The sequence below is a fragment of the Larkinella knui genome (genome assembly GCF_003858645.1).
In the GTDB taxonomy this organism is placed as follows: Bacteria; Bacteroidota; Bacteroidia; order Cytophagales; family Spirosomataceae; genus Larkinella; species Larkinella knui.
In genome coordinates this window covers 1,059,006-1,085,354 of record NZ_RQJP01000003.1, presented here as the reverse complement: position 1 = coordinate 1,085,354, position 26,349 = coordinate 1,059,006, and the positions used below count along the sequence as shown (strand labels likewise).

At 47.2% G+C, this 26,349-nt stretch carries 21 protein-coding genes and 1 tRNA gene; 9 read left to right on the top strand and 13 right to left on the bottom strand.

Annotated elements, in window-relative coordinates:
• Positions 1-8 precede the first annotated feature (8 nt).
• Positions 9-1,010, top strand: coding sequence for an NADP-dependent oxidoreductase (locus tag EHT87_RS18415; RefSeq protein WP_124908103.1), 1,002 nt, complete (start codon positions 9-11; stop codon positions 1,008-1,010).
• Between the two features lie 340 nt (positions 1,011-1,350).
• Here the strand turns inward: EHT87_RS18415 and EHT87_RS18410 are convergent, their stop codons facing one another.
• A complete protein-coding gene (locus tag EHT87_RS18410) occupies positions 1,351-2,712 on the bottom strand; it encodes a hypothetical protein (RefSeq protein ID WP_124908102.1) in 1,362 nt (453 codons plus the stop codon).
• Positions 2,713-3,113: 401 nt separating this feature from the next.
• Between EHT87_RS18410 and EHT87_RS18405 the strand changes: the two genes are divergently transcribed.
• Positions 3,114-3,995: a DUF808 domain-containing protein gene (locus EHT87_RS18405; RefSeq protein ID WP_124908101.1), complete on the top strand. Its 882-nt coding sequence runs from the start codon at positions 3,114-3,116 to the stop codon at positions 3,993-3,995.
• An 83-nt stretch (positions 3,996-4,078) separates the two neighbouring features.
• Here EHT87_RS18405 and EHT87_RS18400 read toward each other — a convergent pair whose 3' ends face one another.
• The 4 genes from EHT87_RS18400 to EHT87_RS18385 all read right to left on the bottom strand — a co-directional run bounded on the left by EHT87_RS18400 (position 4,079) and on the right by EHT87_RS18385 (position 8,506).
• Positions 4,079-4,660 carry a YdeI/OmpD-associated family protein gene (locus tag EHT87_RS18400; protein WP_124908100.1) on the bottom strand — a complete coding sequence of 194 codons (582 nt, stop codon included), beginning with the start codon at positions 4,658-4,660 and terminating at the stop codon, positions 4,079-4,081.
• Positions 4,661-4,788: 128 nt separating this feature from the next.
• Positions 4,789-5,475 (bottom strand): DUF421 domain-containing protein, encoded by a 687-nt coding sequence (locus EHT87_RS18395; protein WP_124908099.1) that lies wholly within the window; start codon positions 5,473-5,475, stop codon positions 4,789-4,791.
• 306 nt (positions 5,476-5,781) lie between these two features.
• Positions 5,782-6,966, bottom strand: coding sequence for a GTPase domain-containing protein (locus tag EHT87_RS18390; RefSeq protein WP_124908098.1), 1,185 nt, complete (start codon positions 6,964-6,966; stop codon positions 5,782-5,784).
• Between the two features lie 637 nt (positions 6,967-7,603).
• The gene (locus tag EHT87_RS18385; RefSeq protein WP_124908097.1) at positions 7,604-8,506 is read right to left on the bottom strand and encodes a helix-turn-helix domain-containing protein; all 903 of its coding nucleotides are present in this window, start codon (positions 8,504-8,506) and stop codon (positions 7,604-7,606) included.
• 277 nt (positions 8,507-8,783) lie between these two features.
• Here EHT87_RS18385 and EHT87_RS18380 point away from each other — a divergent pair, with 277 nt between their 5' ends.
• On the top strand, positions 8,784-9,179 hold the full coding sequence (locus EHT87_RS18380; RefSeq protein ID WP_124908096.1) for a hypothetical protein: 396 nt from the start codon (positions 8,784-8,786) through the stop codon (positions 9,177-9,179).
• A gap of 1,109 nt (positions 9,180-10,288) precedes the next feature.
• Here EHT87_RS18380 and EHT87_RS18370 read toward each other — a convergent pair.
• Together EHT87_RS18370 and EHT87_RS18360 are read right to left on the bottom strand one after the other, a co-directional pair.
• On the bottom strand, positions 10,289-11,392 hold the full coding sequence (locus EHT87_RS18370) for a WD40/YVTN/BNR-like repeat-containing protein (RefSeq protein ID WP_124908095.1): 1,104 nt from the start codon (positions 11,390-11,392) through the stop codon (positions 10,289-10,291).
• An 859-nt stretch (positions 11,393-12,251) separates the two neighbouring features.
• A tRNA-Thr gene (locus EHT87_RS18360) sits at positions 12,252-12,324 on the bottom strand.
• A 96-nt stretch (positions 12,325-12,420) separates the two neighbouring features.
• Here EHT87_RS18360 and EHT87_RS18355 point away from each other — a divergent pair.
• Positions 12,421-14,424, top strand: coding sequence for an ABC-F family ATP-binding cassette domain-containing protein (locus EHT87_RS18355; protein WP_124908094.1), 2,004 nt, complete (start codon positions 12,421-12,423; stop codon positions 14,422-14,424).
• Positions 14,425-14,563: 139 nt separating this feature from the next.
• Here the strand turns inward: EHT87_RS18355 and EHT87_RS18350 are convergent, their stop codons facing one another.
• Positions 14,564-15,484, bottom strand: a complete 921-nt coding sequence (locus EHT87_RS18350) for a bestrophin family protein (RefSeq protein ID WP_124908093.1) — start codon at positions 15,482-15,484, stop codon at positions 14,564-14,566.
• 105 nt (positions 15,485-15,589) lie between these two features.
• Between EHT87_RS18350 and EHT87_RS18345 the strand changes: the two genes are divergently transcribed.
• The gene (locus EHT87_RS18345; RefSeq protein ID WP_124908092.1) at positions 15,590-16,906 is read left to right on the top strand and encodes a type IX secretion system plug protein; all 1,317 of its coding nucleotides are present in this window, start codon (positions 15,590-15,592) and stop codon (positions 16,904-16,906) included.
• A gap of 1 nt (position 16,907) precedes the next feature.
• Here the strand turns inward: EHT87_RS18345 and EHT87_RS18340 are convergent, their stop codons facing one another.
• The 5 genes from EHT87_RS18340 to EHT87_RS18320 all read right to left on the bottom strand — a co-directional run bounded on the left by EHT87_RS18340 (position 16,908) and on the right by EHT87_RS18320 (position 21,352).
• On the bottom strand, positions 16,908-18,068 hold the full coding sequence (locus EHT87_RS18340) for a serine hydrolase domain-containing protein (protein ID WP_124908091.1): 1,161 nt from the start codon (positions 18,066-18,068) through the stop codon (positions 16,908-16,910).
• Between the two features lie 18 nt (positions 18,069-18,086).
• On the bottom strand, positions 18,087-18,695 hold the full coding sequence (locus tag EHT87_RS18335; RefSeq protein ID WP_124908090.1) for a hypothetical protein: 609 nt from the start codon (positions 18,693-18,695) through the stop codon (positions 18,087-18,089).
• A gap of 112 nt (positions 18,696-18,807) precedes the next feature.
• Positions 18,808-19,635, bottom strand: a complete 828-nt coding sequence (locus tag EHT87_RS18330; protein WP_124908089.1) for a LytR/AlgR family response regulator transcription factor — start codon at positions 19,633-19,635, stop codon at positions 18,808-18,810.
• Between the two features lie 46 nt (positions 19,636-19,681).
• The gene (ychF, locus tag EHT87_RS18325) at positions 19,682-20,785 is read right to left on the bottom strand and encodes a redox-regulated ATPase YchF (RefSeq protein ID WP_124908088.1); all 1,104 of its coding nucleotides are present in this window, start codon (positions 20,783-20,785) and stop codon (positions 19,682-19,684) included.
• Positions 20,786-21,028: 243 nt separating this feature from the next.
• Positions 21,029-21,352 (bottom strand): DUF3276 family protein, encoded by a 324-nt coding sequence (locus tag EHT87_RS18320; protein WP_124908087.1) that lies wholly within the window; start codon positions 21,350-21,352, stop codon positions 21,029-21,031.
• Positions 21,353-21,617: 265 nt separating this feature from the next.
• On the opposite strand from EHT87_RS18320, the gene EHT87_RS18315 reads away from it, so the two are divergent.
• The 4 genes from EHT87_RS18315 to EHT87_RS18300 all read left to right on the top strand — a co-directional run bounded on the left by EHT87_RS18315 (position 21,618) and on the right by EHT87_RS18300 (position 26,348).
• Complete coding sequence (locus tag EHT87_RS18315; protein ID WP_124908086.1) at positions 21,618-22,067, top strand: septal ring lytic transglycosylase RlpA family protein; 450 nt, start codon at positions 21,618-21,620, stop codon at positions 22,065-22,067.
• A gap of 157 nt (positions 22,068-22,224) precedes the next feature.
• Complete coding sequence (locus tag EHT87_RS18310; RefSeq protein WP_124908085.1) at positions 22,225-23,136, top strand: DUF58 domain-containing protein; 912 nt, start codon at positions 22,225-22,227, stop codon at positions 23,134-23,136.
• 116 nt (positions 23,137-23,252) lie between these two features.
• Positions 23,253-24,620 (top strand): FAD-dependent oxidoreductase, encoded by a 1,368-nt coding sequence (locus tag EHT87_RS18305; protein ID WP_124908084.1) that lies wholly within the window; start codon positions 23,253-23,255, stop codon positions 24,618-24,620.
• Positions 24,621-24,677: 57 nt separating this feature from the next.
• The gene (locus tag EHT87_RS18300; RefSeq protein WP_124908083.1) at positions 24,678-26,348 is read left to right on the top strand and encodes a glycosyltransferase family protein; all 1,671 of its coding nucleotides are present in this window, start codon (positions 24,678-24,680) and stop codon (positions 26,346-26,348) included.
• Position 26,349: the final 1 nt, after the last annotated feature.

Here is a 26,349-nt window from a genome sequence, read left to right as displayed (position 1 = left end):
ACGAAACCATGAAAGCATTTAATATAAACCGGTATGCCAAAAAAGGGCCGTTATTAGCTACCGATTTGCCAGAGCCCATCCTGAAGGATAAGGACGTACTGGTCCAGGTCCACGCGGCCAGTGTTAATCAACTCGATTCAAAAATAAGGGATGGCGAATTCAAGCTCCTTCTGCCGTATCGCTTCCCACTCATTTTAGGCAATGATGTGGCGGGGGTTATTACCCGGATCGGAGCTGGCGTCCGGAACTTTAAGGTAGGTGATGAAATATATGCCCGGCCCAACAAAGATCGAATCGGAACATTCGCCGAGTTCATTGCCATCGATGAGGACGACATCGCCCTTAAGCCCAAAAACCTCACGATGGAAGAGGCCGCTTCGATTCCGCTGGTCGGGCTCACTGCCTGGCAGGCATTGGTTGAAAAAGCTGACCTGAAGAAAGGCCAGAACGTGTTTATTCAAGCTGGTTCGGGTGGCGTAGGCACGTTTGCCATTCAACTGGCCAAGCATTTGGGTGCTACGGTGGCCACGACAACGAGTGCCGAAAATCGTGAGCTGGTGAAAAGTCTGGGCGCGGATGTGGTCATTGATTACAGGAAGGAAGACTTTGAAACCATTCTGCATGATTATGATGTGGTCCTGAACAGTCAGGACCCAAAGACGCTCGAGAAATCACTCCGCATCTTAAAACCGGGAGGAAAACTTATTTCCATTTCGGGTCCCCCTGATCCTGATTTTGCTACCGAGATTGGCCTGAATCCGGTATTAAAAGCAGTCCTGTACTTGTTGAGTTACTCCACCAGAAAAAAAGCAAAACGGTATGGCGTGCACTATTCGTTTCTCTTTATGAAAGCCAGTGGTAACCAGCTCACTAAAATTACATCGTTGATTGAATCGGGGATCATACGACCTGTAATCGATAAGTTATTTCCCTTTGAATCGACCCATGAAGCAGTAACCTATGTTGAAAGCGGACGCGCGAAAGGGAAGGTTGTTATTCAAGTGAAGTAATTAGATTCCGCTGATTGCTAGTTCCTGATTGGGCAAGCTTCCTGTTCAATCAGGAAAGCTTATTCATTGTGAACTTCTAAAAGACTTTGGGGTGGTCATCTCGTCATGTAATTCACAAAAGTGCGTCTGCTTGTCAGCTGAAGGCACCTTTTTCTTTTCTACGCTAAGGAACTGCACTTGTCCTCAAGAAAATGAGGTTCTAGAGGACGATTATTTTTCAACTCCCGTTAGTTGCCTATGGAAGATGAAACCCAAGACGGTATACTTAAATACCGTCTTCAAGAAGGAGGGGCTGTTGGCGTGCGAAGCAGATAGGTCTGGCTACTTAAGGGTGGGTAGGTTAGGGTTCAGGTACATACCAGAATGGAATCATCACCAGTTCATCGGCTTCTTTTTTTCGGGGGTCTTGCAGGGCTACGCGGAGCAGGTTGCGGCCCGTTTTAAGATTGCCCGGCACCAATACCGTTTGCCAGCCGCGTTGTTCCTGGATCCCGGTTTTGGTAAACAGCAGGTTAGGCTGGGCACAGGCCGAATCGTTGACGGTGATGCGAATCAGTTTGTTGATCTGCTGGTTGCTCCAGATCGCATATTGCTGCCGACGCACTTGCCTCGACAGCGTATCGCTCCAGACCGGTTCGGGCGCAACCTGCTTGAGCAGCGTGTCGAGAGATTTGGGATAGGCAATGAACAAGCGTAGGTACGGTTCCCGAATCACGTCTGACTGGATGGAGGCTCCATCAATAAACGCACCCTCGGGGCGCTGGTTGTCATAGGCCGTAGGCTCGATATAGAGACTATCGATTCGGGTTGAGTAAAGGTGTCGGCTGTTGAAAAACGACATCCGCCCACTGGTACGTGAGATATCGTTGATGTATTCGAGGAAGAACACGACAAAAAATACCAACATGAAAATCGTTGCCGTTTGAAGTAATTTGCCGGGCCGGATATTGCTGTAAAACGTGTTGGTTACATAGGAAGTGTGTCTGTACATGCCCATCATGATCAGTTGCCCCACCTTCATAAATCGGTAGTTGAATTGCATGCCCCTGGGGGTTTCTTTTACTTTCTTCTGATTTAACACTACAAGGGCTAAGTAGAAGACCACCACCAGCAAGCCTAAAGCGATTTTGACCCCAAACCAGACGGTGGCGGATACATTGGGTTGAATAACTAAGTAGAACAGTAACCCCAGCATGTAGAGTAGGGCTACCACCACCAGCAGGAACACGAACTGAAAAGCGAGGGCAAACACGATGTTGCAGCGTTTGTCGAGCCAGAGAATATACCGGTCCAGCGGGCCAAGGTCGTCGGCAAGGCGTTGCTGCGCATAAGGCGTAGAGAACGGAATACGGTCGTAATGGATGCCCGACGGAAAAACGGCCAGCAGACCTACCAGACCCACCCAAAACGCCCGCATCACAAAATTGGCCAGAAAAGCCGCAAACAAGACGTGACAGGTGGCCCGAATCAGGCTGTAGGTCAGCGACGGCAACATGGCCGCTACGCCATCGGTGTGCGTCATGTAATTATACCGGAGGTAGCTGAAGGCCGACTCCAGCAGATCGGGCAATTGCAGGATGGCGAACATCGCAACCCCGGAGATGGCTAATTCGAGGTTCCAGCTTTGAGTGGTTAATTCCCGGAGCTTGTCTTGCTCGTCGGGTGTAAGTTGTGAAGCAGGCAATGAGTTGTTATCAGCCATGAATGATCGGGTGTGCTGATGGGTATAATCTAAGGTTGTATACGCGCTTTATAGTAGCCAAAGTACGGAAACTTCGGGCTAAAAACTCAACGTATTTTTCAAGAGAAGGCCCCTTCGGCAAAAGCTCGCCCTCAGGTTGCTGGTCGGGTTACTCCGGGGAGGGAATGCGGTGATCGGCCGGAAGGCGGACTGGCCTGAACGGTTTTAGAGCAGCGAGCTACGAAAATTTACAGGGAGCAGACCCGCCCTGGCGGCTTGCCCAATCCATTTTTGCTAAAAAAACCGCTTGTAGCCCCTCTCCAAGAATCAGATTGTTCAGCGAGGCCGTACTTTTAGAATCAATCTCCCTATCTTACAGCCCTGGCAAGTGGTAGGTATTCAAATTTAAAATTACGAGACGAATGGCAACGGGTTTTTTCGCACTCCTGGATGATATAGCAGCTTTAATGGATGATGTTGCGCTGGCAACCAAAGTAGCCACCCGCAAAACCGCCGGGATATTGGGGGATGATCTGGCCGTCAACGCCGAAAAGGCGACGGGGTTTCTGGCGGAAAGAGAATTGCCGATTCTGTGGGCCATTACCAAAGGCTCCCTGGTTAACAAACTGATTATCGTGCCGATTGCCTTGTTACTGAATGCCTTCTTTCCTGCGGCCATCACGTTCATTCTGCTCCTGGGTGGGTGCTATCTGGCCTACGAGGGAGCCGAAAAAATCATTGAGTACTTCCATAAAACCAAGAACACGAAACCGCCGGGCATCCCGGCGGATAAACAAGCGGATCCCGCTGGCGATCCCGAAAAAGCAAAGGTCAAATCCGCCATCACCACCGACTTTATCCTGTCGGTGGAAATTGTCATCATTGCCCTGGGGTCGGTGGCTGAAGAAGCCACCTTGACCCAGATCCTGACGGTATCGGTCGTTGCCTTGCTGGCGACCGTTGGTGTATATGGCCTCGTGGCGCTCATTGTTCGAATGGATGATGCTGGCTATCAATTGATTAAACGATCGAGCCCTGCGGGGTTGCTGGCAAAGCTGGGCCAGGGGCTGGTGGGCGCTTTGCCGTTTATCATCAGGATTTTAAACGTGGTGGGGACCCTGGCCCTGTTGTTGGTGGCAGGCGGCATCTTTGTGCATAACATCCACTACCTGCACACGTTGTTTCCAAACCTTCCCGCCTGGGTCAAAGAATTTGGGATTGGTTTAGTGGTTGGATTGGTCGTGGCCGGCCTTATGGCCCTAATCAAGGCTTTACGTGGTGCCCCCAAACCGTCGGGATCTTAATCCCATGAGGAGGGAGTGGTTCGGAAATACGCAGCGTTTCTGGCGACGTCTCACTGCGTAATGATTGACACAATTTAACCCTATCAATACCGATACCGTTTTAATTTTATTCCGGCTTCGCTATCGCGTATCAATTCATCCAGACGGCTTTTGCGCGTCACTTCCTGTTTTGCCTCCATAATCCAGTGCGTTGCGGACTTTCGATAGGAAGCAGGCATTTTCTCAAACCAGGCCCAGGCCTTTTGGTTCGCTTTGAATTCGTCCTCAAATTCCTTCGAAAGCCTAACTTCTTCTTTCTCAAAAGCATAGATCCCCGATTTGCTTTCTGTCCGGTGTCTGAATGCCTCGATTCCGGCAGGATGCATCAGCCCCTTTGCCGTCAGCTCTTCAATTTTTTTAATATTGACATTGCTCCAGATGCTGGTGGACTTACGCCGTGTAAACCTGATCATGTAACTTTCGTCGTCAATCGATTTGCGTACAGCGTCGATCCATCCGAAACAAAGTGCCTCGTCTACCGACTGGGGCCAGGTCATGCTCGGTTTCCCGCTTGCCACTTTGTAGAATCCCACAAACAATTCTGTTTCCTTGTCATGGTTGTTCTCCAGCCACTGACGGAAATCGGATTGGTCGGCAAAAAATAGAGGTTGGGTATCGAAGTTCATTTCGGGTTCTGTTCGGCAGGAAGTAGGGTGTTTTAGCCGCGAATGCACCGCGGACGAAGTTACACTAATGGGCGGAAAGGTAGGCCAATCCGAATTCTTACGCAGGATTTTTCATGAACGATCCCGGCTTAGGTTCTTCGAATGGTTTTAATAGCCCCTACCCATTCCTCTTTGTGACACCGCTTGCAACCGGATCGGCCCGGGGCCAGTTTCTCTACCTGCCCGCAGCTCGTACAGGCGTACTCGCCCGCTACCGAAACCAGCGAACTTCTTTTCTGGTACACCTTGGGCAATATGGGCAAGCCTGGCCGGACATCTTTCTCCTCAAAATAGAAAAAACTCACATTCCCGTTCGTTTCCAACAACGCCGTTTGCACCTGACCGACGTGTTCAATGTTCTGCTGACGCATCTCGGCAAAGAATTCGTCTTTGGCATAGGTCTGTTCACTGGTTTCCACCAGGGAAAAAACGCCGTCTTCAATAATATACACGGGATCGCCTTCCAAAATGCTTTCAAATCGTTCATTTTTGGCAGCAAACCACGTAATGAGCCGGTAGAATGCCAGAATGGTCACAAAAACCAGAAAAGCGGGCAAAATGGCATTATCCGGATTGGACATGGGATCACCCGCAGCCGATCCCATGCCGATAATAATAGCCACTTCAAAGATCGACAGCTGGCGAATCCCCTTCTTGCCGGTTAACCGCAGGAAGACCAGAATGATCGTAAACATAATCAGCGTTCTGACCACAATTTCCAGGGCCAGGCTCCAGTCTAAATCATTAATAAAAACGGATTGAAAGTCAAATTTCATACGCTACCTGGGTGGGGATTACAGGGGTTTAATCCTGCCTGAAAATACAAAGACACTTTTTAAAGATCCTCGACAGCCCACAGTTGGGATGTAATAAACAGGAATCAGTACCTCTATTAATACGTTGAACAGGACAATTGTTTACGGATTGTTCAACGTATAGCCGGATAATACTTCTCAATAAAGTTCTTGCGATTTTCTCCTGCGGGTTAGCAATGACAGTTTCAAATGAAGTACTGCCATTTTTATTGAAATTATCTGAAGCTTTCAGAAGCGGTATTTGGGGATCTATATACCGTTCAGGTGTTATTTGCCCGCAGAAAATAATTGAGTTAGAATTTTTATAAAGAAACTTTTATCCTTCAAATCACTAAGGTTGGCATTTTTGAATAATTCTTTTGATGCGGTCATTAATTCGTCGAAGATCTTCTTCAACTGTTCCTTATCGTCAAGCGTATAACCTCGTTCAAGTAGTTTGGCAACAGCAGTTAACATTGCGGCTGTTACAGTGAGTGCTATGGTGGCAGCTGCCAGGTCCAAAACGCCCGTGGGTGGCATAAAACTCTTGACAACCAAAAACAAAGTGCGGCCTACTGAATTGGCAACGACGACCCCAACGGCTGAAAGGGCTTGTGATTTACTGATCAATTCGCCTGTATATAAATAACCTAATGAAGCGATGGCTCCCACCTGTATTGTTCCTATGATAGCTGCGCTACCTGGTAAAAAGGCGGCTCCGGTAGCTGTCAGGCAGGCTGTTGCGATTATTGCGATTGCACTTTTTGTTTTGTTTTTTAATTCTTTAGCCAGTAAAATATCTTTACCGCTTTTTTCCAGGAATTTTAATACATCGTCGCGTACGGTATCAATTCCCTTTAATGTGACGGGTCTTTTGTATTTATCTACAGGAATTTCTGTTTCCTCATCCGTTAATTCGTTGATCAACCTATCTTTGGGATCATATCCTTTAGAAACAACCGTGTATATTGTTTCGTCTTTTGAAAGGGCTAAATGTCCCGACCATTGATTTAAAACAATCGCTAAATTTTCTTTAGTAAATTCATCTCTCTTGTTCAATACGATAAATACTTTTGCAGCTCTTTTCTTTAAATCATCAAAATGCTTCTTTTGTGAAGAGTCGGCTGCACCGGAAATTATTAAAATCCCGATGTCTACGCCTTCTTCCAGCATTTTTAGGGTCTCTTCAGAGTTGACCTTTATGACATCATCCAGGCCCGGAGTATCGCATATTTTAATTGTTTTACCTATATTTTTGAACTTTACATCCTTCGTTACACCCGCCTGGGCACCAACTTCAAAAATGGGTTTGTCTTTTTCGGCGTCAAAAAAAGCATTTAGAAATGAGCTTTTTCCTGAACTGACTTTTCCTATTACCAGAATATTCAATGTAGAATTTATTTTGTCATGTAAGTCTTTAAAAATTTTATCTATTTCATCATTAAAGTTTTTTTCATTGTAATCCTCTTTCATATTGGTTTAAAGTTAAAGGTTAAAATGGGAAGACAGACTCGTTAGTTGAATTTTTAGATTACTCCCTCCTGGACAAAATAGGTTATGCGTTAGGTCACCTGCAGCGATTGATAGAAGGTCCGATGGAAGGCACCTGCTTTGAACCTGTTCACTCTTTTCTACAACGCGGGCACAAGCCTTTATCTACGCCAATCGTTCGGATTGACTCAAAATGAAAACCGTGAGGAACGCTGGAATGAAACCTGTTTACCACGAGAAATTATGGTAAAATTTGACTTAAATTAGGTCTATAGGGAGCCAATTCGGGTTCAGACCATCCTATAATTAGTAATTAGTATCGGCATTTGCTACGCATCCTACTTGGGGTAAAAAGTAAAAATAGGAGTCTTTTTACCTATTTATTTTGTAAAATATCAGGTGGCAAGAAAAATGAAAAGTGTCTTGAATGAAATTGAATTTAGGTAGTAGTAAGGCAACTTATTTTGTAGTTTAAGCCTTTTGGCGTCTTAAAAGAACGGGATCAGCATGTCAGTGCAGAAGACCGGTGAGGTAGTGATTCATTAGCGGGCACTGAGCGAGCGGAACCGAAATTGGTGTAAGTCTATTTCAGAGTAATATAATTTGCCAGGAAAGGCAATTAGTTGCTGTGAGTTGTCCGGTATTCGTTAGGCGATTCGCCAACCCGTTGTTTAAACAGGCGGATGAAGTGTTGGGTATATTTAAACCCTAAATCATAGGCAATTTGACTGACCGATTTACTTTGATCAAAGATGCGTTCTTTGGCAACATCAATGACCTTCGCCTGAATATATTCCTGGGCGGTTTTGCCCGTTTCTTTTTTAATTAGGTCGCCAAAGTAATTGGCCGACAAGTTCAATTCTCCGGCACAATAGGCTACCGAAGGCAACCCGATAAGCTGCGGTTTGTCCGTCTGAAAAAATGTATTTAACAAATGCTCAAACCGCTCCAAAACGCCTTCGTGTACATGGTTGCGGGTTATAAACTGACGGTCATAAAACCGGGTGCAATAGTTGAGAAACAGTTCAATGTTGGATACAATCAATCGTTTGCTGTGCTTGTCGATGGCGTGCTCCAGTTCATATTGAATCTTGGCAAAGCAATCCAGTACCATGTCCCGTTCCCGACTCGATAAATGCAGGGCTTCAAACGATTGGTATCCAAAGAAGGTATACTCCTGAATATGCCGCCCCAGGGCCGTACCATGAATTAAATCGGGATGAAAGACCAGGGCGTAGCCTTTGGGCTGATAGGTTTCCCCATTGCTATTGATGCCCACCACCTGACCCGGTGCCAGAAAAACCAGCGTTCCTTCCTGATAGTCATATGTCGCCCGGCCATACACCAAATCCCCGCATTTTACATCTTTCAAGAAGACAGTATAAAAGCCAAAATACAGGCGGGAACTCTGGCGGGGAGCCGCCTTCGATAAGTCCACCACACTGACCAGCGGGTGTAGCGTTTCATTGTTATTGAAGGCATTATAATCGCTGATGGTTTCAAATCGTCGCAGCGTATCCATCGTACAGTTGGTTGATCTCTTTCCAAAAATACCGCTTTCCGATCACTCTGCCACCTGGAAAGATCCGAATCAGGAATATTGGTAGTAACTCCTGTAATCCATATACCATTGGAGCTAGGAAATACCGGGACGCCGGGATTTAGAACCGCTGCCTGGTAGGAACGATACCCTATCGTGAGCAGGGCAATAAGCAACGAACCAAAAAGCTATCGGGAGAATTTATTGATTGGCATTCTTTTTATCTTTATGATTATATTAACATTTAATCTAAACCCGGATGAAAAAGCTACTTGCTCTCTATCTTTTGGTTACGTTAATGGCAGGTTGCAATCGGAACGTTGAGCCAAGTGAGCCTAATGCCGCTACAATTGTGTCCGGTACTTATCAACTGATCAAAGTAACGGGGCCCATGAATCCAGACGTGGCTTTGGCGAATTTAAAGCCCTATTCTACCCTAGTCGTCACAAAAATTACCCCAACTTCTGCGAAAGCAACCTATACAACGCCATATGGCACTAGCCCATTCAGTGAAACCTGGAATTTGACTAAAGTAGCAGCTGATACGGTTAAGATTAAAAGTCAAATCAGTGTTATAGAAAAGTACCAGAATGGGCTGATTGTGGCTGGGTTCGCTGATGCGACTTTTTATCTATGGTTTGAGCAATTAAAGTGATCTTTAATTTAGTTTATATATTCGCATATAAATTGAAAGCCATCCATATAGCGTTGAATTAAAATTGGAGGGATTCTTGACTAAATACAAATAAGAAGCTTAAGAAGAAATTGCCTTTCTCCCGCTGTAGCTCTACATCTAAGATTATGGTATTCGACAAAACCAAGATTTAAATTTGATTGTAGTAGCTAATTAGGCCCTGTTGTATAAAGTAATACAACTAATATTCTATTCTTGAAACTATTGCGCTTTAAGTTTGGTAATCTTTAAGTAGTAATAAGTTTCGCCACCTATTCGAGGGGCGCGCTTTTTGTCATATCTGTAATAATAGCCATCGAAGATAACCAACCGGCCAGCTTGCCTTAACGAATCGGAAGGAGTACATAAAATCCGGTATCCTGAGAATCGTATGTACCTGAAACAGGCCTGTTAATAGAATATGTATTTTCAAGAGACTCAAAAGTAACTATGCCCTGTCGGTCTCTTACTTTTTTAAGAACCTTGCTTTTAAAACAACTTTTATTTTGTGGAAAAGGAGATTGCTCCTGGCCACTGTAGGCGATTCAGCACTTCTCGTAATGCCGACTTTTGGCGGTTAAAATGAGCGTTTATTGTCCCATTTTCCCGTAGTACAACCCGATTTTTTGTATTTTTACGGGCGCGGCCATTTTCAAAATCCCAACGATCAGCTAAGATACTTTGTCAGGTTGAAGTCTTAAACCCGGTATCCTGATAGCAAAAAAGGAGGTAGATCAGAGTCGGCGAAGTGGCGCACGGGTCTTTCAATAAGTGCTTTGCGGCCGGTATTGGCTGGTTGGGTCAAAAGGCATACTACTAACTCAATACCGGGACGAATAAACTTTATAAAACCGTACTTCTCAGGTCTGAGCCGGGTTGGTAATTCCCTCGAACCGCTTATTTACACTATAGCAAATCATCACCGTCTCATGTACTCCAGCCAAATTTAAATTTTGAGGCTTTGATTTGTGAGATAGCAATTTGATGTGGCCTAAATAAACTTACCAGGAGTTTTTATAAGATTGATACTTGTCTCGCCAAACGCCCGTTTGGCGAGACAGCATACCTATTATTTCTGAGTTTGGAGTTTTTCAACATCCTTTATTGGGTATGACATAAATCACGTTGCCCGAAACCGATAAATTGAAACCAAAATTTTCTATAGGAGGAAGGATTAATTGTTGCCATGTTTTGCCCCTGTCAGAGGACCGGAATATACCATCTGAGCGACCACATAGTAGATAGTTACCCATCTGTTTGATGGATAAAATATCCGATGAAGATTGAAGTAAGCCTATTTTTTTCATTAATGAACTACTCCAGGAAGGCTGAAGGTCTTCACCTATGACCTCCCAGGTTTTTCCACTATCCATTGAAATGTGTATGCTGTTTGTTTCGGTTATTGGGTTGTTTACTATAGCAGCAAATCCTCCATCAATACGTTCCACAGCGATGCCAACACCCTCTTCACTGATCACACGATCCCAGTTTTGACCATCATCGGTCGATCTTACTATTCCCTCTCTGCAGGTAGCCAAAAGTACACCGTTTGACTCAACCAATTTCATTGCCCCGCCCCCAACATGCACTTGTTTCCAGGTTTTTCCATGGTTCGTTGACCTAAAAAGGCTGTTGCTGGAAACGATGAAAACGGTGCCTCCGGCCGTTTCAAAAACGGTGCGTACAAATTTTACTTTATAATTCGTGTAATAATAATCTTCCGTTCCGTTTAGGCGTACGGCTTGCTCTTGAAAATTCTCATACACGGGTGACCAATAACTCGTTCCGTTTATTTTTTGTAAAAATTGACCCTTGAAATCATAGGCAAATATCCCATTCTTGCCAGGGACAATGTTACGTTGATTACCGGGGAAGACCTCTTTTGTCCAGAAAGGAGTTGTGGAATTTGGCTCACTGTGATAAACCCCATTTCCGGCCCGTAAATAGACCCCACGGTCATTTGCAAAGAAACCATCTCTAGGTACACCTGCTCTCTGCAAATTTTCAGGAAGCCCTTTGCTAATGTCCTGCCAGGTTTGTCCGCCATCCGTAGATTTGAAAATGATGTTGACAACTCCCGCTGATTTGCCCTCTTTTTTCGGTTTCTTTTTTGCCTCCTCTTCTTTTAGCACAAAAGAATTTAGTAGAAATGATACCAGGAGGATAGCCGGAATAAACACAAATAACTTTTTCATTTTTTTTAATTAAAGTAAAACCATCTTGAGTAGTAATTAGCGGAAAGTAACGGGTGAGGCAATAGACATTATTTTTCTGCCCCTCTTTACTTTAAAAGACTATGATGGTCTTTCCATCGTAATAATACACTCCGTGCATAAATCCAAACCATCCAAATCAAATACTTTCATCGTCAGTCGGATTTCAACAAACCTACCAGTCTTTATGCTGAAATGTATTGAAGGGTTGGTAAAAGAATGTAAACGAAACGTAAAAGCTGCTTTTACTGACTGCGGTGAATTTTTTCTCCTAACCAGGTGGGCATATTGTACAAAAACGTTGCCTAATAGCCTCGCAAAAACCCTCCTTTTTTGAGAAAGGTTGGTTCTGAAAAGTTGGCCTACCCCTCTGGATTTTGCACGTGTTTCGTTCTGAGGGGGCTAACGGTCGTAAACCCCGTTGACAATCCGTATAAGATGCCTACGTACTCGAACGGGCGGTTGCGTTCCATGCCCGGCAAACAAAGCATAGGAGGTATCGATCTCTATAAACGGGCTGTTTTGTGTTGGAAACCAAACAGGGAACCGAAACGCCCGACCAATAAAAGGCCGCTGAACGCGCTGAATTGGGTTTGCCGCCCGAAAAACGCCGGAAAGATTATGCTTGCGGGGAACGACTAAATGGGTACAAATGATGCAGACCGCCCGCCAACAGGCGTTAGCAATTGCCGACGTGGTGTTAAAGATTGGCAACCTGCAATGGCGCCTGTGGACCCACGGTAGGAGCGAATTTTTACTAAGGCTGTATAAAGCAAAAAGGCTAATTCGTTGATTTTGAGCGTGTATGCTCTGCAACGAATTAGCCTTAATACGAACCATGAGCCTCCTACGGGACTCGAACCTGCGACCTACGCATTACGAATGCGTCGCTCTACCAACTGAGCTAAGGAGGCAAAAATAGCTTGTTGCTACTTTTACGGGTTGCAAATATAGCGGGATCTTCACAAACCATGCAAGCAAACGCGGCAAAATTGCGTAAATTTGCCGTTATGATTTCTCTTACAAACCTGTCTTATTATCTCGGAAGCCGGGCGCTCTACGAAAACGCGTCAATGCACATCAAGCCCGGTCAGAAAATTGGTCTCATTGGCCTCAACGGAACCGGAAAGTCAACCCTACTGCGGTTGATTATGGGTGAATACCAGCTCGACGGCGGAACAATCTCGAAAGCGGGCGACGTAACCATTGGCTTTCTGAACCAGGATTTGCTTTCCTACCAGACCGACGACTCGATTCTGTCGGTAGCCATGCAGGCTTTCGAACGCCAGAACCACCTGCAAAAGCGCATCGATGGGCTCCTGCACGAAATGGAAGTCAACTACCGTGACGAACTGATTGATAAACTGGCGCGGGCGCAGGACGAATTCGCGGCTCTCGACGGCTATACGATTCAATCCAAAGCCGAGGAAATTCTGGAAGGGCTGGGCTTCTCGACCGGCGATCTGGACAAACCGCTCCGGTTGTTTTCGGGGGGCTGGCGGATGCGCGTGATGCTGGCAAAATTGCTGCTGCAAAAGCCGTCGCTGCTGATGCTCGATGAGCCGACCAACCACTTGGACTTACCGTCCATTGTGTGGGTCGAAAAATACATATTGAATTACGAAGGCGCGGTGATTGTGGTTTCTCACGACCGTGAATTCCTTGATAATGTGGTTGATAGCATCGTTGAAGTGTCGGGGGCGAAATTGAATTTCTACGCGGGGAATTATTCATTCTACATTGAAGAAAAAGCCCTGCGCAACGAAATTCAACAGGGTGCTTACGAAAACCAGCAGGCCAAAATCCGGCAAACCGAGCGGTTTATCGAGCGGTTTAAGGCAAAAGCTACCAAAGCCAAGCAGGCCCAGAGCCGGGTGAAAATGCTGGAGAAAATGGACCGGGTCGACGCGGTAATCGATGAAAATGCCCGCGTTAACTTCCGGTTTAATTTCTCGACGCAACCCGGCCGGCATATTCTGCACCTCGATGAAGTAACGAAAAACTACGGCGAGAAAAAGATTTTGACCCATACCACCGCCCGGCTTGAGCGGGGTGATCACGTGGCGCTGATCGGGGCCAATGGCCGCGGTAAATCGACGCTGTTGCGGATCATTGCCGGAACCGAACCGACCACGAAGGGCGAACGGCGGCTGGGTCATAACGTTTCGTTCAGCTTTTACGCCCAGCACCAGCTGGAGTCGCTGAACGTGGAAGATAACATGCTGGAAGAACTGAAATCGGCCAATCCGACCAAGTCCGAATCCGAACTGCGGACGGTTTTGGGGTGCTTCCTGTTCTCGGGCGACGATGTTTTCAAGAAAATCAAGGTGCTTTCCGGGGGCGAAAAGTCGCGGGTGGCACTGGCGAAGGTGCTGCTTTCGCAGGCCAACTTCCTGCTGTTGGATGAACCGACCAACCACCTGGACATGCAGTCGGTCAATATTCTGATTCAGGCCCTGGACCAATACGAAGGCACGTTTGTGGTGGTTTCCCACGACCGGTATTTCGTTTCGCAGATTGCCAACAAAATCTGGTACATCGAAGACGAGCAGATCAAGGAATACCCCGGCACCTACGACGAATACGAATGGTGGCTGGAAGAACGGAAGTCGAACCCGGTCGAAACGCCTGCGCCTGCGGCTCAGCCTTCCGGCAACTCGAACGGAAAACTGGCCGAAACCGTCAAACCGGCGGAGAAAAATGGTCAAAACCGTTCCAATGGTTCTGCCAACGGAAAGAGCCTGGCAAATGACGAAGAGCGCCGGGAATGGCAGCGGGCGTTGAAAAAAGCCACGCAGCAAGCCGAAGATTTCGAGCAGCAGATCGCCCGGCTGGAAAAACAGAAAAAGCAACTGGAAACCGAAATGGCTGAGCCGAAAGTCGTGGCCGACGGCAAACTTTTTCAGACTAAAACCGCTGATTACAAACGGGTTGGGACGCAACTCGATGCCTTTCAGACCCAGTGGGAAGAGGTGATGCTGGAAGCGGAGGAGTTGGAAAAGAAGCTGGGGTAAGTGGTGAATCAACGGCAAGCTCGATGCAGTACCTGTTAGATAGCTGACAAAACCGGGCGGTCGCCTGAGTTGTCGGACCTGGCGTTACGGTGGGATGAAGCTACCTGTAAACTCGTAGCTTCTCCCGCAAACCTGCCACTCAGGGACGGCCCGAAGCCGTTGTCTGGGCAACTTCGGAAACCGGAATCAGTTGCCGAACCGACTGCCGGATGTTAGTACAGATGGTTTCGGCCGGTAAATCATTGGCGTCGACTCCGAACGGATCTTCAATTTCCTCCGCAATGACTTCGAGACTGGCCAGAACGTAAAAAATGAAGACGGCAAACGGAATAACGAGGTAATGCAGACTGAAAACATAGCCCAGGGGGAGCGTAACGCAGTAAATGGAAATGAATTTTTTCAGGAATGAGCTGTAGGAATAAGGAATCGGTGTTTTATGAATCCGTTCGCAGGCCCCACAAACGTCCATTAGGCTTTGTAATTCCAGATTAAGAAAAAGCAGATGCTCCGGTAAAAGTATTCCCCGACGCTGGAGTTCATACACTTTGCGGGTAATGGCCGCTGCGATTTGAGCCGGAATATGTTCGTGCCGGTTCAGATCCGCCAGGTGAAATGCCGCACATTCGGTAAATTCTTTCTCGACAAAATGCGTCCGGAGGTGGTTTTTCAGGGCGAAGGCAAAATTGGGAATCATAGCCCGAAAAAACTCCCGGTCGTCGGTGGTGGCTCCGTCCAGAAGAGGCTCCAGTTTCAGGGCCAGATTTCGGCTGTTGTTGGTGAGAGCCCCCCACTGTCGGCGGCCTTCCCACCAGCGGTCGTAGGCGGTATTGGTTCTGAAAACCAGCAACATCGAAATCACGAAGCCTAACAGCGAATGCATCAGGGAAATATTTCGCAGATCCGAATTGTCGGCCATGTGAAATATTTCCAGAATGACGAAGGCAATGATAAACGAATAAACCGCCATAATCCCCAGAAACGGTAGCAGCTTGCGGACCGTATCGGCTCTGGGGAAATTAATCAGAAACCGCAGCCACTCTTTCGTGTTATAATTGACCATTGTTCTCAGGTTTGTATCTTGTTTAACCAAAAATATACCCTGAAATGTTTTTTATACCGCCCAACCCGAAATTTCGTTCCTAATCATAAAGTTATCACTACCTGAATGATTCGATTCTTTCGACTTTTCCTGCTGTTAAACGGCATTGTATTTTTCCCGACTTTCGCCCAGAACCTGCCGACGGAAGACCGTATTTTCGAACAAACCATCAAAACCGTATTGCTATATCCGGTGCTGGGCAATGATCCCGCCAATCCGGCCCAAACCCTCAATCCGCCCGTCATCGATCAATCGGTCGGAACTCAGCTCATGCTGGAATTTGATGATCTGACGGCCAGCTTTCGCCCGTTTCGCGCCAAATTCATCCATTGTAATGTCAATTGGGAACGCTCGATCCTGAACGACATCGAGTTTACGTACGAATACAACGACTACCCGATTCAGGATTACCAGATTTCGCAAAACACGAAAATACCGTATTACCACTACCGGTTTCCGATACCAAAAATGAAACTGCCGGGCAATTATGTGCTGCTGGTGTATAACGAGCGCAATCCGAACCAGATTTATTTCAGCCGTCGGTTTAGTGCCTATCAGAATCGCGTGGGCGTTTCGGCAACGGCCGAGTTTGCCAACGACCCGCAACTGCGGTTCACCGACCAGCAGATTAATTTCGAAATTAGCTACCGGGGGTATCCGCTCATCTCTCCGCAGGACGACCTGAAGATTGTGATCCGGCAGGATTACCGCGACGACCGCATCATTACCGGCCTGCGCCCCACCAACGTCCGGGCTTTCGACAACCTGCTGGAATACCGGCTTTTCGATCTGAAAAATACGTTTCCGGGCGGCAATGAATACCGGTATTTTGACACCCGGACGGTATTGTCGCGGGGAAATTACGTGGAACGGATTGACCGCAAGGAAGACCGGAACACGGCGTTTGTGCAAACCGACGGCATCCGGAGTGTGGGCGCGTATGTTCAAACGGACGATTTTAATGGGCAATACGTCATCGACCACCTGGAAACCCATATCGGCGCGACGCAGTCCGATTACATCACGACGGTTTTTACGCTGCGCATGGATGAGATCGGTACTGCGGAAGTGTTCGTCAATGGGCCATTCAATTTCTGGCAGTTAAACGATCTCAACCGGATGAGTTACGTGCCCGATCTGCGGGCGTATCAGGCCGAAATTCAACTGAAGCAGGGCGTTTACAACTATAATTATTCCGTAAAAGGAATTCCCCCGCCCGTGTCGCGTTCCGGTATGAACCTGACCGGCAACGAAACCCTGATCGAGGGAAATTATTCGGCTACCGAAAATGAGTATGAAATCTTTGTCTACCACCGCCCTCCGGCGTCGCGGGCCGACCAGTTGGTGGGCTACCGGCGAATCGGGATCAACAAACGGAAATAGCTTATTGCAACAGCAAATCCAGCAACTGGTCTTTCATTTCGCCCACTTTGCGTACGTAGGGGCCGTCGGTCAGGGTGCCTATGTTGGTGCCCATAAAGACATACAGCTGTTTCTCCGGAAAATAGTAAAGCGCACACCCGGCACCCAGCCCGGCTCCGCCGTGGCCGTAGGCAAGTTGCCCGTCATACTGAACGTGATACAAACCCATGCCGTAGCTTGGCTCCCCATCCTTGTTCTTCACCCAGGTCATCATAGTGCTCATGCTTTTGTCTGATAACAGCTTGCCGCCCAGCAATCCCTGCAGAAATTTGATGTAATCCAGCGGAGCCGCCACCAGGCCGTCGTCGCCCATCAGGGAGTTGACATTAACCTGTTGCATCTGCGAGACGTTTTCCAGCTTTCCATCGCCAAACCGGTCGAAATAGCTGTTTACCAGGTTGGGATTGTCCTGGAAATGATGGTAAAACGTCTGCCGAAGGTTCAGCGGTGTCAAAACACTCTCCTGAATCAGCCGGGCGTGGTCGCCGTGAACCTGGTTGGCGATGAGGGCCAGCAGCAGGTAATTGGTATCGGAATACTGAAAATAACTACCGGGTTTGAAGAGCAACGGGGCTTTTCGGATGTACGACAAATACGCGGCACCGGTAAACGAACGCAGCGGATTTTGCAGCAAAACCGATACGTAATCCGTGTCGAGCGAGTAACTCGGAATCCCGGACGTGTGGTTGAGCAGCATCCGGACCGTAATCGTTCCGGCATCGGTCACATTGTCGCTGAGGCTGGTGGGCAGGTATGTCGTAATCGGCTTGTCCAGCTCAATTTTACCGGCTTCCACCAGTTTCAGAATACCGACAGCCATGTAACTCTTGGCAACGCTCTGGCTGTATTGCAGGTGGCAAATTTGCAGGGCTGTTTTATCTTCCAGCCGCGCAAAACCGGAAGCGCCGGCCCAGTAGCCTTCTTTGGGCGTATAAACCGCCACGGCAACGCCCGGCACCCCCTGGGCCGTAAAACCGTCGAGCAGGTTCTGGATTTGCTGCGCTTTGGAATACGTTGTATTGAGCGGAGTGGTTTCGGTGCAGGAAACCGTGGGCGTGGTTAAATCGTGTGGATCACAGGCCAGCAGTCCGGCCAGCAAGGCTCCGAATAAAAGTGATTTCATGAGGTTGTACGGTGTGAATTAATGGGAAAAATGAATTCGGGAGCCGATCTGAATCAGTTGATTGGGCAGGAGAGGAACCTCCGGATTGTAGCCCTGGAGAATGAAAAACTGGTAACTGACGAAAGGTTCGAACAGCGGTTTCGTATTCGTCCCCTGATACCCGATGGAGACACCAACCGGCACCATCAGCATCCCTTTGCCGCGCTGACCCGCCGACTGCCATTCGCCGTTTTTGAACACCAGCGTCGTGTTCGGGTGAAAGGCAAAATGGTAGCCCAGGCCCGCTTTGACTTCCGCGTAAACCGGTCCGAAATGCGGGCGATAGGCGGTTTGGGTAAAAACCGACAGCCCGTTTCCGGCGTTCCGATTCCGGTAAAAACCGACCTGAACCTGCTGGAGCAGATTCGCCCGGCGGTTGTACATCACCTCCGTTCCGAGGCTAAAGCCGACGTTGGAGAAGGTACTTTTCAAATCCCGGAACGGCATCGAGATGGCGTGAAACTGTAAACTGACGATCAATGGCCAGTTGCGTCTGGTCGACTCCGGCGAGGGGATTTGCTGCGCACAAACGGGGAATAAACCGGCCAGTGCGAGTAAAATGAGATTCGATAAAAGTAATTTTTTCATGGCGTGTTCGTATTTGCGAAGGCAAAGTACGGCCAGGAAAATAGGCTTTTACGGCGTATAGGCCGGTTTTTCGGTGAAATGTAGCAAAATCGTCCGTGAAGTGTGGTTGGATTTAATCAATGGAAAACCATTTTTTGAAAACCGGCGCTTTGGTGCGGCTTACCTGAATGTTCTCCGGGAAACCGGGGGTGGCTTTGAGTCGAACCGTGAGCTTGCCGTTCTCCATCCGGTCGAAAGCGGACAAGGTTTGGCGGTGCAGGATGTACTGGCGGTTGAGCCGGAAAAACCATTCGGCGGGCAGTTCCTCTTCCAGTTTGTCCAGTGACTGGTCGACGACGTAGCGTTTCTGCTGATCGGTCAGCACCATCGTATAGTCACCATCCACATAAAATCCGGCAATTTCGTCGAACGGAATGGCGATATTCTGTTTGCCCGAACGAACCATAAACCCTTCCTGCCGGACGCGGAGCGCTTCGTGTTTGGTCCGGTCGGCTTGTTGAAACTGATCGTAAAAATGCGCACCGATGTAAATCCCGTTGATGGCCAGAATCCAGATGAAGAAAATGAAAATGTCGTGGGTGTAAAAACGGCGTGGAACCGGTTGGTCGGTCGCCAGAAAATTGACCAGCTCCGTCGTTAAAGCAATCACCAGAATACCGGCAACGGAAGTGACCGTGCACTGCAGGAGAATGCGTTGGACGAAACTCCGCTCGTAAGGAAACTGCCGATCCAGCCTGTGAATCAGCACCCGGATCATCCACCAGGCGGCATATCCTTCCAGCGTGTCGATCAGAAACGTAGCTACCAACCGCCAGCCCGACGGAATATGCGTGTAGGTGAGGTAATAATTGAGGACGTTGATAAACGGAATCAGGCCCAGAAACAGCGGAATATCGCGAAGCTGGGAAGATTGGGCCGGTTTGACGCTTATCTCTGCCATTCTGGGTCTGTTGGTATAAAAAAAGCGGGCCGGAAGCCCGCTATCGTTATGCGCTATGCAGAAACTCCATCACATCGCCGTCGGCCACGACGTACTCCTTGCCTTCGACCGACAGTTTGCCCGCTTCCCGAACGGCGGCTTGTGATTTGTACTGAACAAAATCCGGAATCTTGATGACCTGCGCCCGGATGAAGTGTTTTTCGAAATCCGAGTGAATCACGCCCGCAGCCTGTGGCGCTTTCCAGCCGCGTTGAATCGTCCACGCGCGAACTTCCTTGACACCCGCCGTAAAATAAGTAATCAGATTTAGCAAACGGTACGACGCCTTGATGAGCAGATCCAGACCGGATTCCTGCAACCCGTATTCTTCCAGGAACATCTGACGCTCATCCGGGTCTTCGATTTCGGCAATCTGAGCTTCGATGGCGGCACACACGATGACCACTTCCGCGCCCTCCGCTTTGGCCATTTCTTTCAGTTGCTCGGAGTATTGGTTGCCGCCCGGCAGCGATTTTTCATCGACATTCGCCACGTAGATGACCGGTTTTACGGTAAGCAACTGGAGTTCGCCGACAGCCGCCTGCTGTTCTTCGGGCGTTACATCCACGGCGCGGGCGTTCAGGCCCGACTCCAGGGCTTTTTTATACCTGATCAGCGTTTCCAGTTCGGCTTTGGCTTTGGCATCGCTACCGGCGCGAACGGCTTTTTCGGTGCGCTGGAGTTTCCGGTCAACCGACTCCAGATCTTTCAGTTGAAGTTCAATATCAATGATTTCCTTGTCAAAAATCGGGTTGACGCGCCCCTCCACGTGAACGATGTTATCGTCTTCAAAACACCGGATGACGTGAACGATGGCATCGACTTCCCGAATATTGGCCAGAAACTTATTGCCCAAACCCTGGCCCTGGCTGGCTCCCTTGACCAGGCCGGCAATGTCGACAAATTCAATAATGGTCGGCACCACTTTCTGAGGTTTTACCAGACTTTCCAGCGTGTCCAGACGCTCGTCGGGAACCGTTACGACACCGACGTTGGGATCTATGGTGCAGAACGGGTAATTGGCAGCTTCGGCTTTCCCGCTCGAAATGGCATTAAACAACGTGGACTTCCCAACATTGGGCAGCCCGACAATACCGCATTGAAGACTCATGAATAATAATTTTTGATTGAGTGATTGAGCGATTTGTGATTGAGTGAATTGTACTTGTGAGGTGGAAGAATTTTTCGACAAACTTTCGGCATCTATTTCTTCACTCAATCACAAATCGCTCAATCACTCAATCAAAAAATCACTCATTCACAATTGTCTCGCAAAGTTCGAACATTCGGGGGCGAAAAACAAAAAAGCCTCCGGAGTATCAGAGGCTAAGTTGTGGAAGAAGAGTCAGATTGGTTATTCCCACTTTAATTCGCTGCCGCCCACATCTTCCAGTTCGTCTTTTACGGTATACTGGGAGAAGTCGAATTCCGGCATCAAATCAGATTTAATATATTGAATTGTATCGTGCAAGGCATCAGAGAATTTATCAAAATCTTCTTTATAAAGAAACATCTTGTGTTTCTCATAAATAAAACCGTCGCCCTGCGGATGTCGGCGGCTTTCAGTAATGGTCAGATAGTAGTCGTTGGCGCGAGTGGATTTGACGTCAAAGAAGTAGGTACGTTTTCCAGCTCTGACGCGCTTGGAAAAGATTTTTTCTTTCTCTTTTTCTTCCACAATCTCTGGTGGTTTGAGGTGATTTAAACGCTAAAATAGTCGGATTAGTATAACTAGCAAAAACATTGCCTTAAATTAATTTTCATAGCGTACGGTCCAAACTGGACGGATTGAAGAGAACACTAGAATAAAGAAAGAAAACATATTGCTTCTTAAGCAGTTGCTGCTATCTTTGTAATGAGGGAATTGTTAAATTTCTGCTGGAGGTGGGGCGTAAGTGTCTGGCGCTCAACCTTTTTTTGTTTTCCACCAAACCTCAAACTGTATGAGTATAATCGTCACGATCATGTTGCTTTTTGGCGGCATGAAATCAACGGAGGCCCATTCGGGTCTCATACAGAAAGGAAAGGCTTCTTTCTATTCAAAACGCTTTCATGGGAAAAAAACCAGTAGCGGAGAACGTTATCAGAACGAAAAACTGACGGCGGCACACATTTCTCTGCCCATGAACACCATGGTCGAAGTGACCAATTTAGCCAACAATCAATCCGTGGTCGTTCGGATTAACGACCGGGGGCCGCACGGCGGCAAAGGTCGCATCATCGATCTGGCCTACGCAGCCGCCAAAACCCTGGGAATCGTCAAAACGGGCATTGCCAATGTGGCGATCCGGGTTGTCGGTCATAATCGGAAATCACTGGACCCGGCCACGGCCGTGTTATTTCCGATTAACAACCGTTTCGAACCGCTGCTTTCACCCATCGATACCATTTAAGCGCGGAGGACGTTTTCATATCGCGGCTGGATCACAGGAACAAGTTATAGTTTGCGCTGGACGCATTTCAGACACAAGGCAAATTTAATGCCCCGGATGCACGAACTACAACCTGATTCACTTTGATGATCTGGCCGCGATATGTATTTTTACAATTATGGCAACGCAAGTAGATTTACTGAAAGTCCGGGAATATGGTAATGTCGAGTTCCTGGCCCGTCAGATGGTGGAGGGGTTCATTACCGGTTTACACAAGTCGCCGTTCCACGGCTTCTCGGTCGAGTTTGCCGAACACCGGCTCTACAATACCGGCGAAAGTACGCGCTACATCGACTGGAAAGTTTTCGCCAAATCGGAGCGTTTATTTGTCAAGCGTTTCGAAGAAGAAACCAATCTGCGCTGTCACCTGCTGCTCGACACCTCGTCGACAATGTATTACCCCGAACCGGGTTACGGCAAGATCACGTTCAGCATTATGGCCGCTGCCTGCATTGCCTATCTGCTGCAGCGTCAGAAAGATGCCGTTAGCCTGACGACCTTTGCGGAAGGAATCGATATTCAAACCCAGACGAAGTCGACGCCCTCGCACGTTCATAAAATCTTCCAGCAACTCAACGCTTTACTGCAACAACCTCCACTGCTTCGGAAAACGTCGGCGGCTGAGGTGATTCATCAACTGGCCGAAAAAATCAACAAACGCTCGCTGGTGGTTATTTTCAGTGACATGTTTGAAAACGTGTCGGATGTCGATCATCTTTTTTCCGCTCTGCAACACCTGCGCCACAACCTCCACGAAGTATTGATTTTTCACGTAACGGATAAAAAAACCGAGGAGGATTTTACGTTCGACGAGCGCCCTTACGAGTTTATCGACCTCGAAACGGGGGATAAAGTAAAAGTGCAGCCCAACCAGGTGCGGGATAGCTACCAGAGCGCCATCAGGAATTTTTACCACGAATTGAAAATCCGCTGCGGCCAATACCGGATCGACTTTATCGAAGCCGACATTGCTAAAGGCTTCGATCAGATTCTGACCAGCTATCTGGTGAAGCGGACCAAGATGAAATAAACGCGTTCTGCGGTTTAATCCTTATTTCACACGATTTAAGTCCCTAAAACAGCCTTTCAATGTTTTAATTTTTTTAGGACAGGCCTTATGCGCTTATTTGCCGGTAAACCGACAGCATGAAGCATCCTGAAACGAAGACAAAACAATTGACGATTATCGGTGGTGGTATAACCGGGCTTACCTGCGCCTATATTGCCGCTAAAAATGGGTATAAAGTTAGAGTATTGGAAGCCAGCGATTCTTTTGGCGGTTTATTGAATACATTTTCAATTGGTGATAACCGTTTAGAGCATTATTATCACCACTTCTTTACGCACGATGTCGAATTAAACTGGTTGGTAAAAGAGCTTGAAATTGAGAATAAATTGTACTTCAAGAAGACTTCGATGGGGGTTTTCCGGAACGGAAAGATCTATAATTTTAATTCTCCACGAGACCTGCTGAATTTTTCTCCACTGACATTTGCGGATAAGGGCCGTTTTGCGGCAACCAGTTTTTTCCTTGGTAAATTTGCAAACTGGCAGGATTATGAAGATATATCCTGCATGGAATGGCTGTATAAATATGCCGGTAAAAATACAACCAACTCCTTATGGAAGCCCTTACTGGATATAAAATTCGGACCTTACGCTAACGAAGTTCCATTAGCGTGGATGATTGGCCGGTTACGACAACGAATGAGTTCGCGGAAGCAGGGTGAGGAAAAACTGGGTTATCTTCAAGGCAGCCTGGATACTTTATTGCAGGCGTTACTCGCGAAACTAAAAACCTATAATGTTGAATTAATTACTTCCAGCGCCGTAACAAAACTCAACATGGAAGGGGCATCATTAAAGGGCGTTGAGACGAAAGGGGAGAATTATTCAGGCGGTGATTTTTTGTTTACCATACCAACCATTTACGTCAAAGATTTTTTTAAAGGAGTTGATAACGCGATTTTTAACCAACTGAATAATATACAGTATTTTGGTGCGGTCTGCGTTATTCTCGACTTGAAAAAACCGCTTAGTAAAACCTACTGGCTCAACGTCGCCGATTCCGGATTTCCATTTGGCGGTATTATTGAGCATACTAACTTTATTCCAAGTAGTGAATACAACAATAAACACATCGTTTATCTATCACGCTATTATTCCCAGACTGAAAAAATAGCCGGACAGAACACGAACGAGATTATTGCGGATATGCTTCCTTACCTGAAAAAGATCTACAAGGATTTTGATCACAACTCCATCAATGACATCCATGTTTTCCGCACCAACACGGCAGCAACCGTGTGTGATCTGAATTTTTCTAAAAAAGTAAACTCGTGTAAACAGCTGATCAATGGCATGTGGTTTGCCAATATGGCCCACATTTACCCCGATGAAAGAAGTACCAACAATGCCATCAGAGTGTCGGCCGAAGCTTGTAAAGTAATGGGAATGGAGACTGACTTTATTCCTTATGGGCATTCTCTTTCGGGTAAAATTGGATTTGAGTAGTTTATAGTTTGTTTAATTCAAGAAAACAGCCGCTGCTTACTTCGCCCAATCAAATTTATGAGTTTATTTTATTTAGCCGTAAATCCATCAGTTCCCTATATGGATTATCCGGGTTCCGTGCATAATTTTCTGATCGAATGGATGACTTTTACCCGGCTTAGCCATAAGATTTATTTCATCCTGAAAATCGGATTTGCGGCTGGTTTATTCTTTCTGGCAACCCGGAAAAACCCAACTCGCAAACAGCAAACCGGATTACTAATTCTTGCCTTACTGGCTGTTTTTAGCTTGCGTTTGCCCAATCTGGTTCTTCCCGAACAGAATCTGGACGAAAGTTTTATGATTACGGGCGCAGGAACGATGCTCAATAAACCGCTCGTATTTAAATCATTTGACGGCACAACGATCGGGCCCATTCACTACTATTTATTAGCACTTTCTTACTGGTTGATGGGTCCGCTCAACTATACATCAGTTCGAATACTGGGCTTATTATTCTCTATTCTGCCCAGTATTTTTCTGATTTACAGATCCATCCGTCTATTGTATAATCAGGAAATAGCCTCAATCGTTGTATTTGGTTATACGCTGTGCATGGCCGGAATTACTTTTTTTGAGTTCATTGCCTACAGTTCAGAAGTATTACCCCACCTGATCATTTTAATTGAACTGCTGTGCTTGTCGGCCATCCTGGCGGGCCGTAAATTTGTATACGCTGGTTTTCTCTGTTTTGCAGCCGGACTAATGCCCTATGCCAAGCTGCAGGGTGTTCCTATTGCCGGCCTTATTGTCGTTTTCTTATTTATTGAAAGAGCCAGGGAGCTAACGGTTAAACGAGCGGTTTTATTAGGCGTATTGGGTTTAGTACCGTCCATTGGCGTTGGGTTATACCTGTATTTTACTGATTTGTTTCCTGACTTTTATGCGTCCTATATTCTTTATAATTTGAATTATAGCAGTTCATCGAGTAATCTGAACTGGACATTACCGGTAAAAATGGTATTTGGTAATGCGGATATGCCACGAATGGCGTCCGATATTCTGCCCTTCTTTTTATTTACTTTTTTCTGCATTCTGGGGTTAGGTACCCGTCTTCTGGTGTCCCAAGCACCGATGGCATCAAAAAGGCGCGTAATTTATGCATTTCTATTAGTGGGAGTGGCCTGGTTTTCAGTTATCAAACCGGGGCATGGCTTTCAGCACTACCTGTTTTTCTTTTTTGCTCCCTTGTTTTGGGGTTTGGGTGTTGTATGCGGAGAAAACCAGCAGCTTGTAACCACTTCACGTTACAAATACGCGCTTTTTGTCCCATTCCTGCTGTTTTTTCTCCTCCCCATTCTGGAAAGAAACAAAGGAATCGAGTATGCTTACCGGCCCAGAGAGCGCCCTGATCCCTTGGTTTCGGTCATCAAATCAATGGCGAAGCCCACTGATCGGATCAGTATCTGGGGGCATGGCAATCTGGCGCACGTTTATTGCCACACGGGTTTGCTGCCGGGAACGCGTGATGTGTTTGCCTCCCGGCAAATTTATCCGTCCACCTTGCAGCCGTATTTTATCCGCCGGTATATCGACGATCTGCATCGTAATCGCCCCCGGTTTATTCTAGAGGATATTCGCAACGAAAAAAATAAGACCCGCCTTCAGGCGATCGATGCCCGGTTTATGGCCGACTATCGGGTTCATTCCATTCTGGACAGTGTAAAAGTGTATGTCCGTCAGGAGTAAG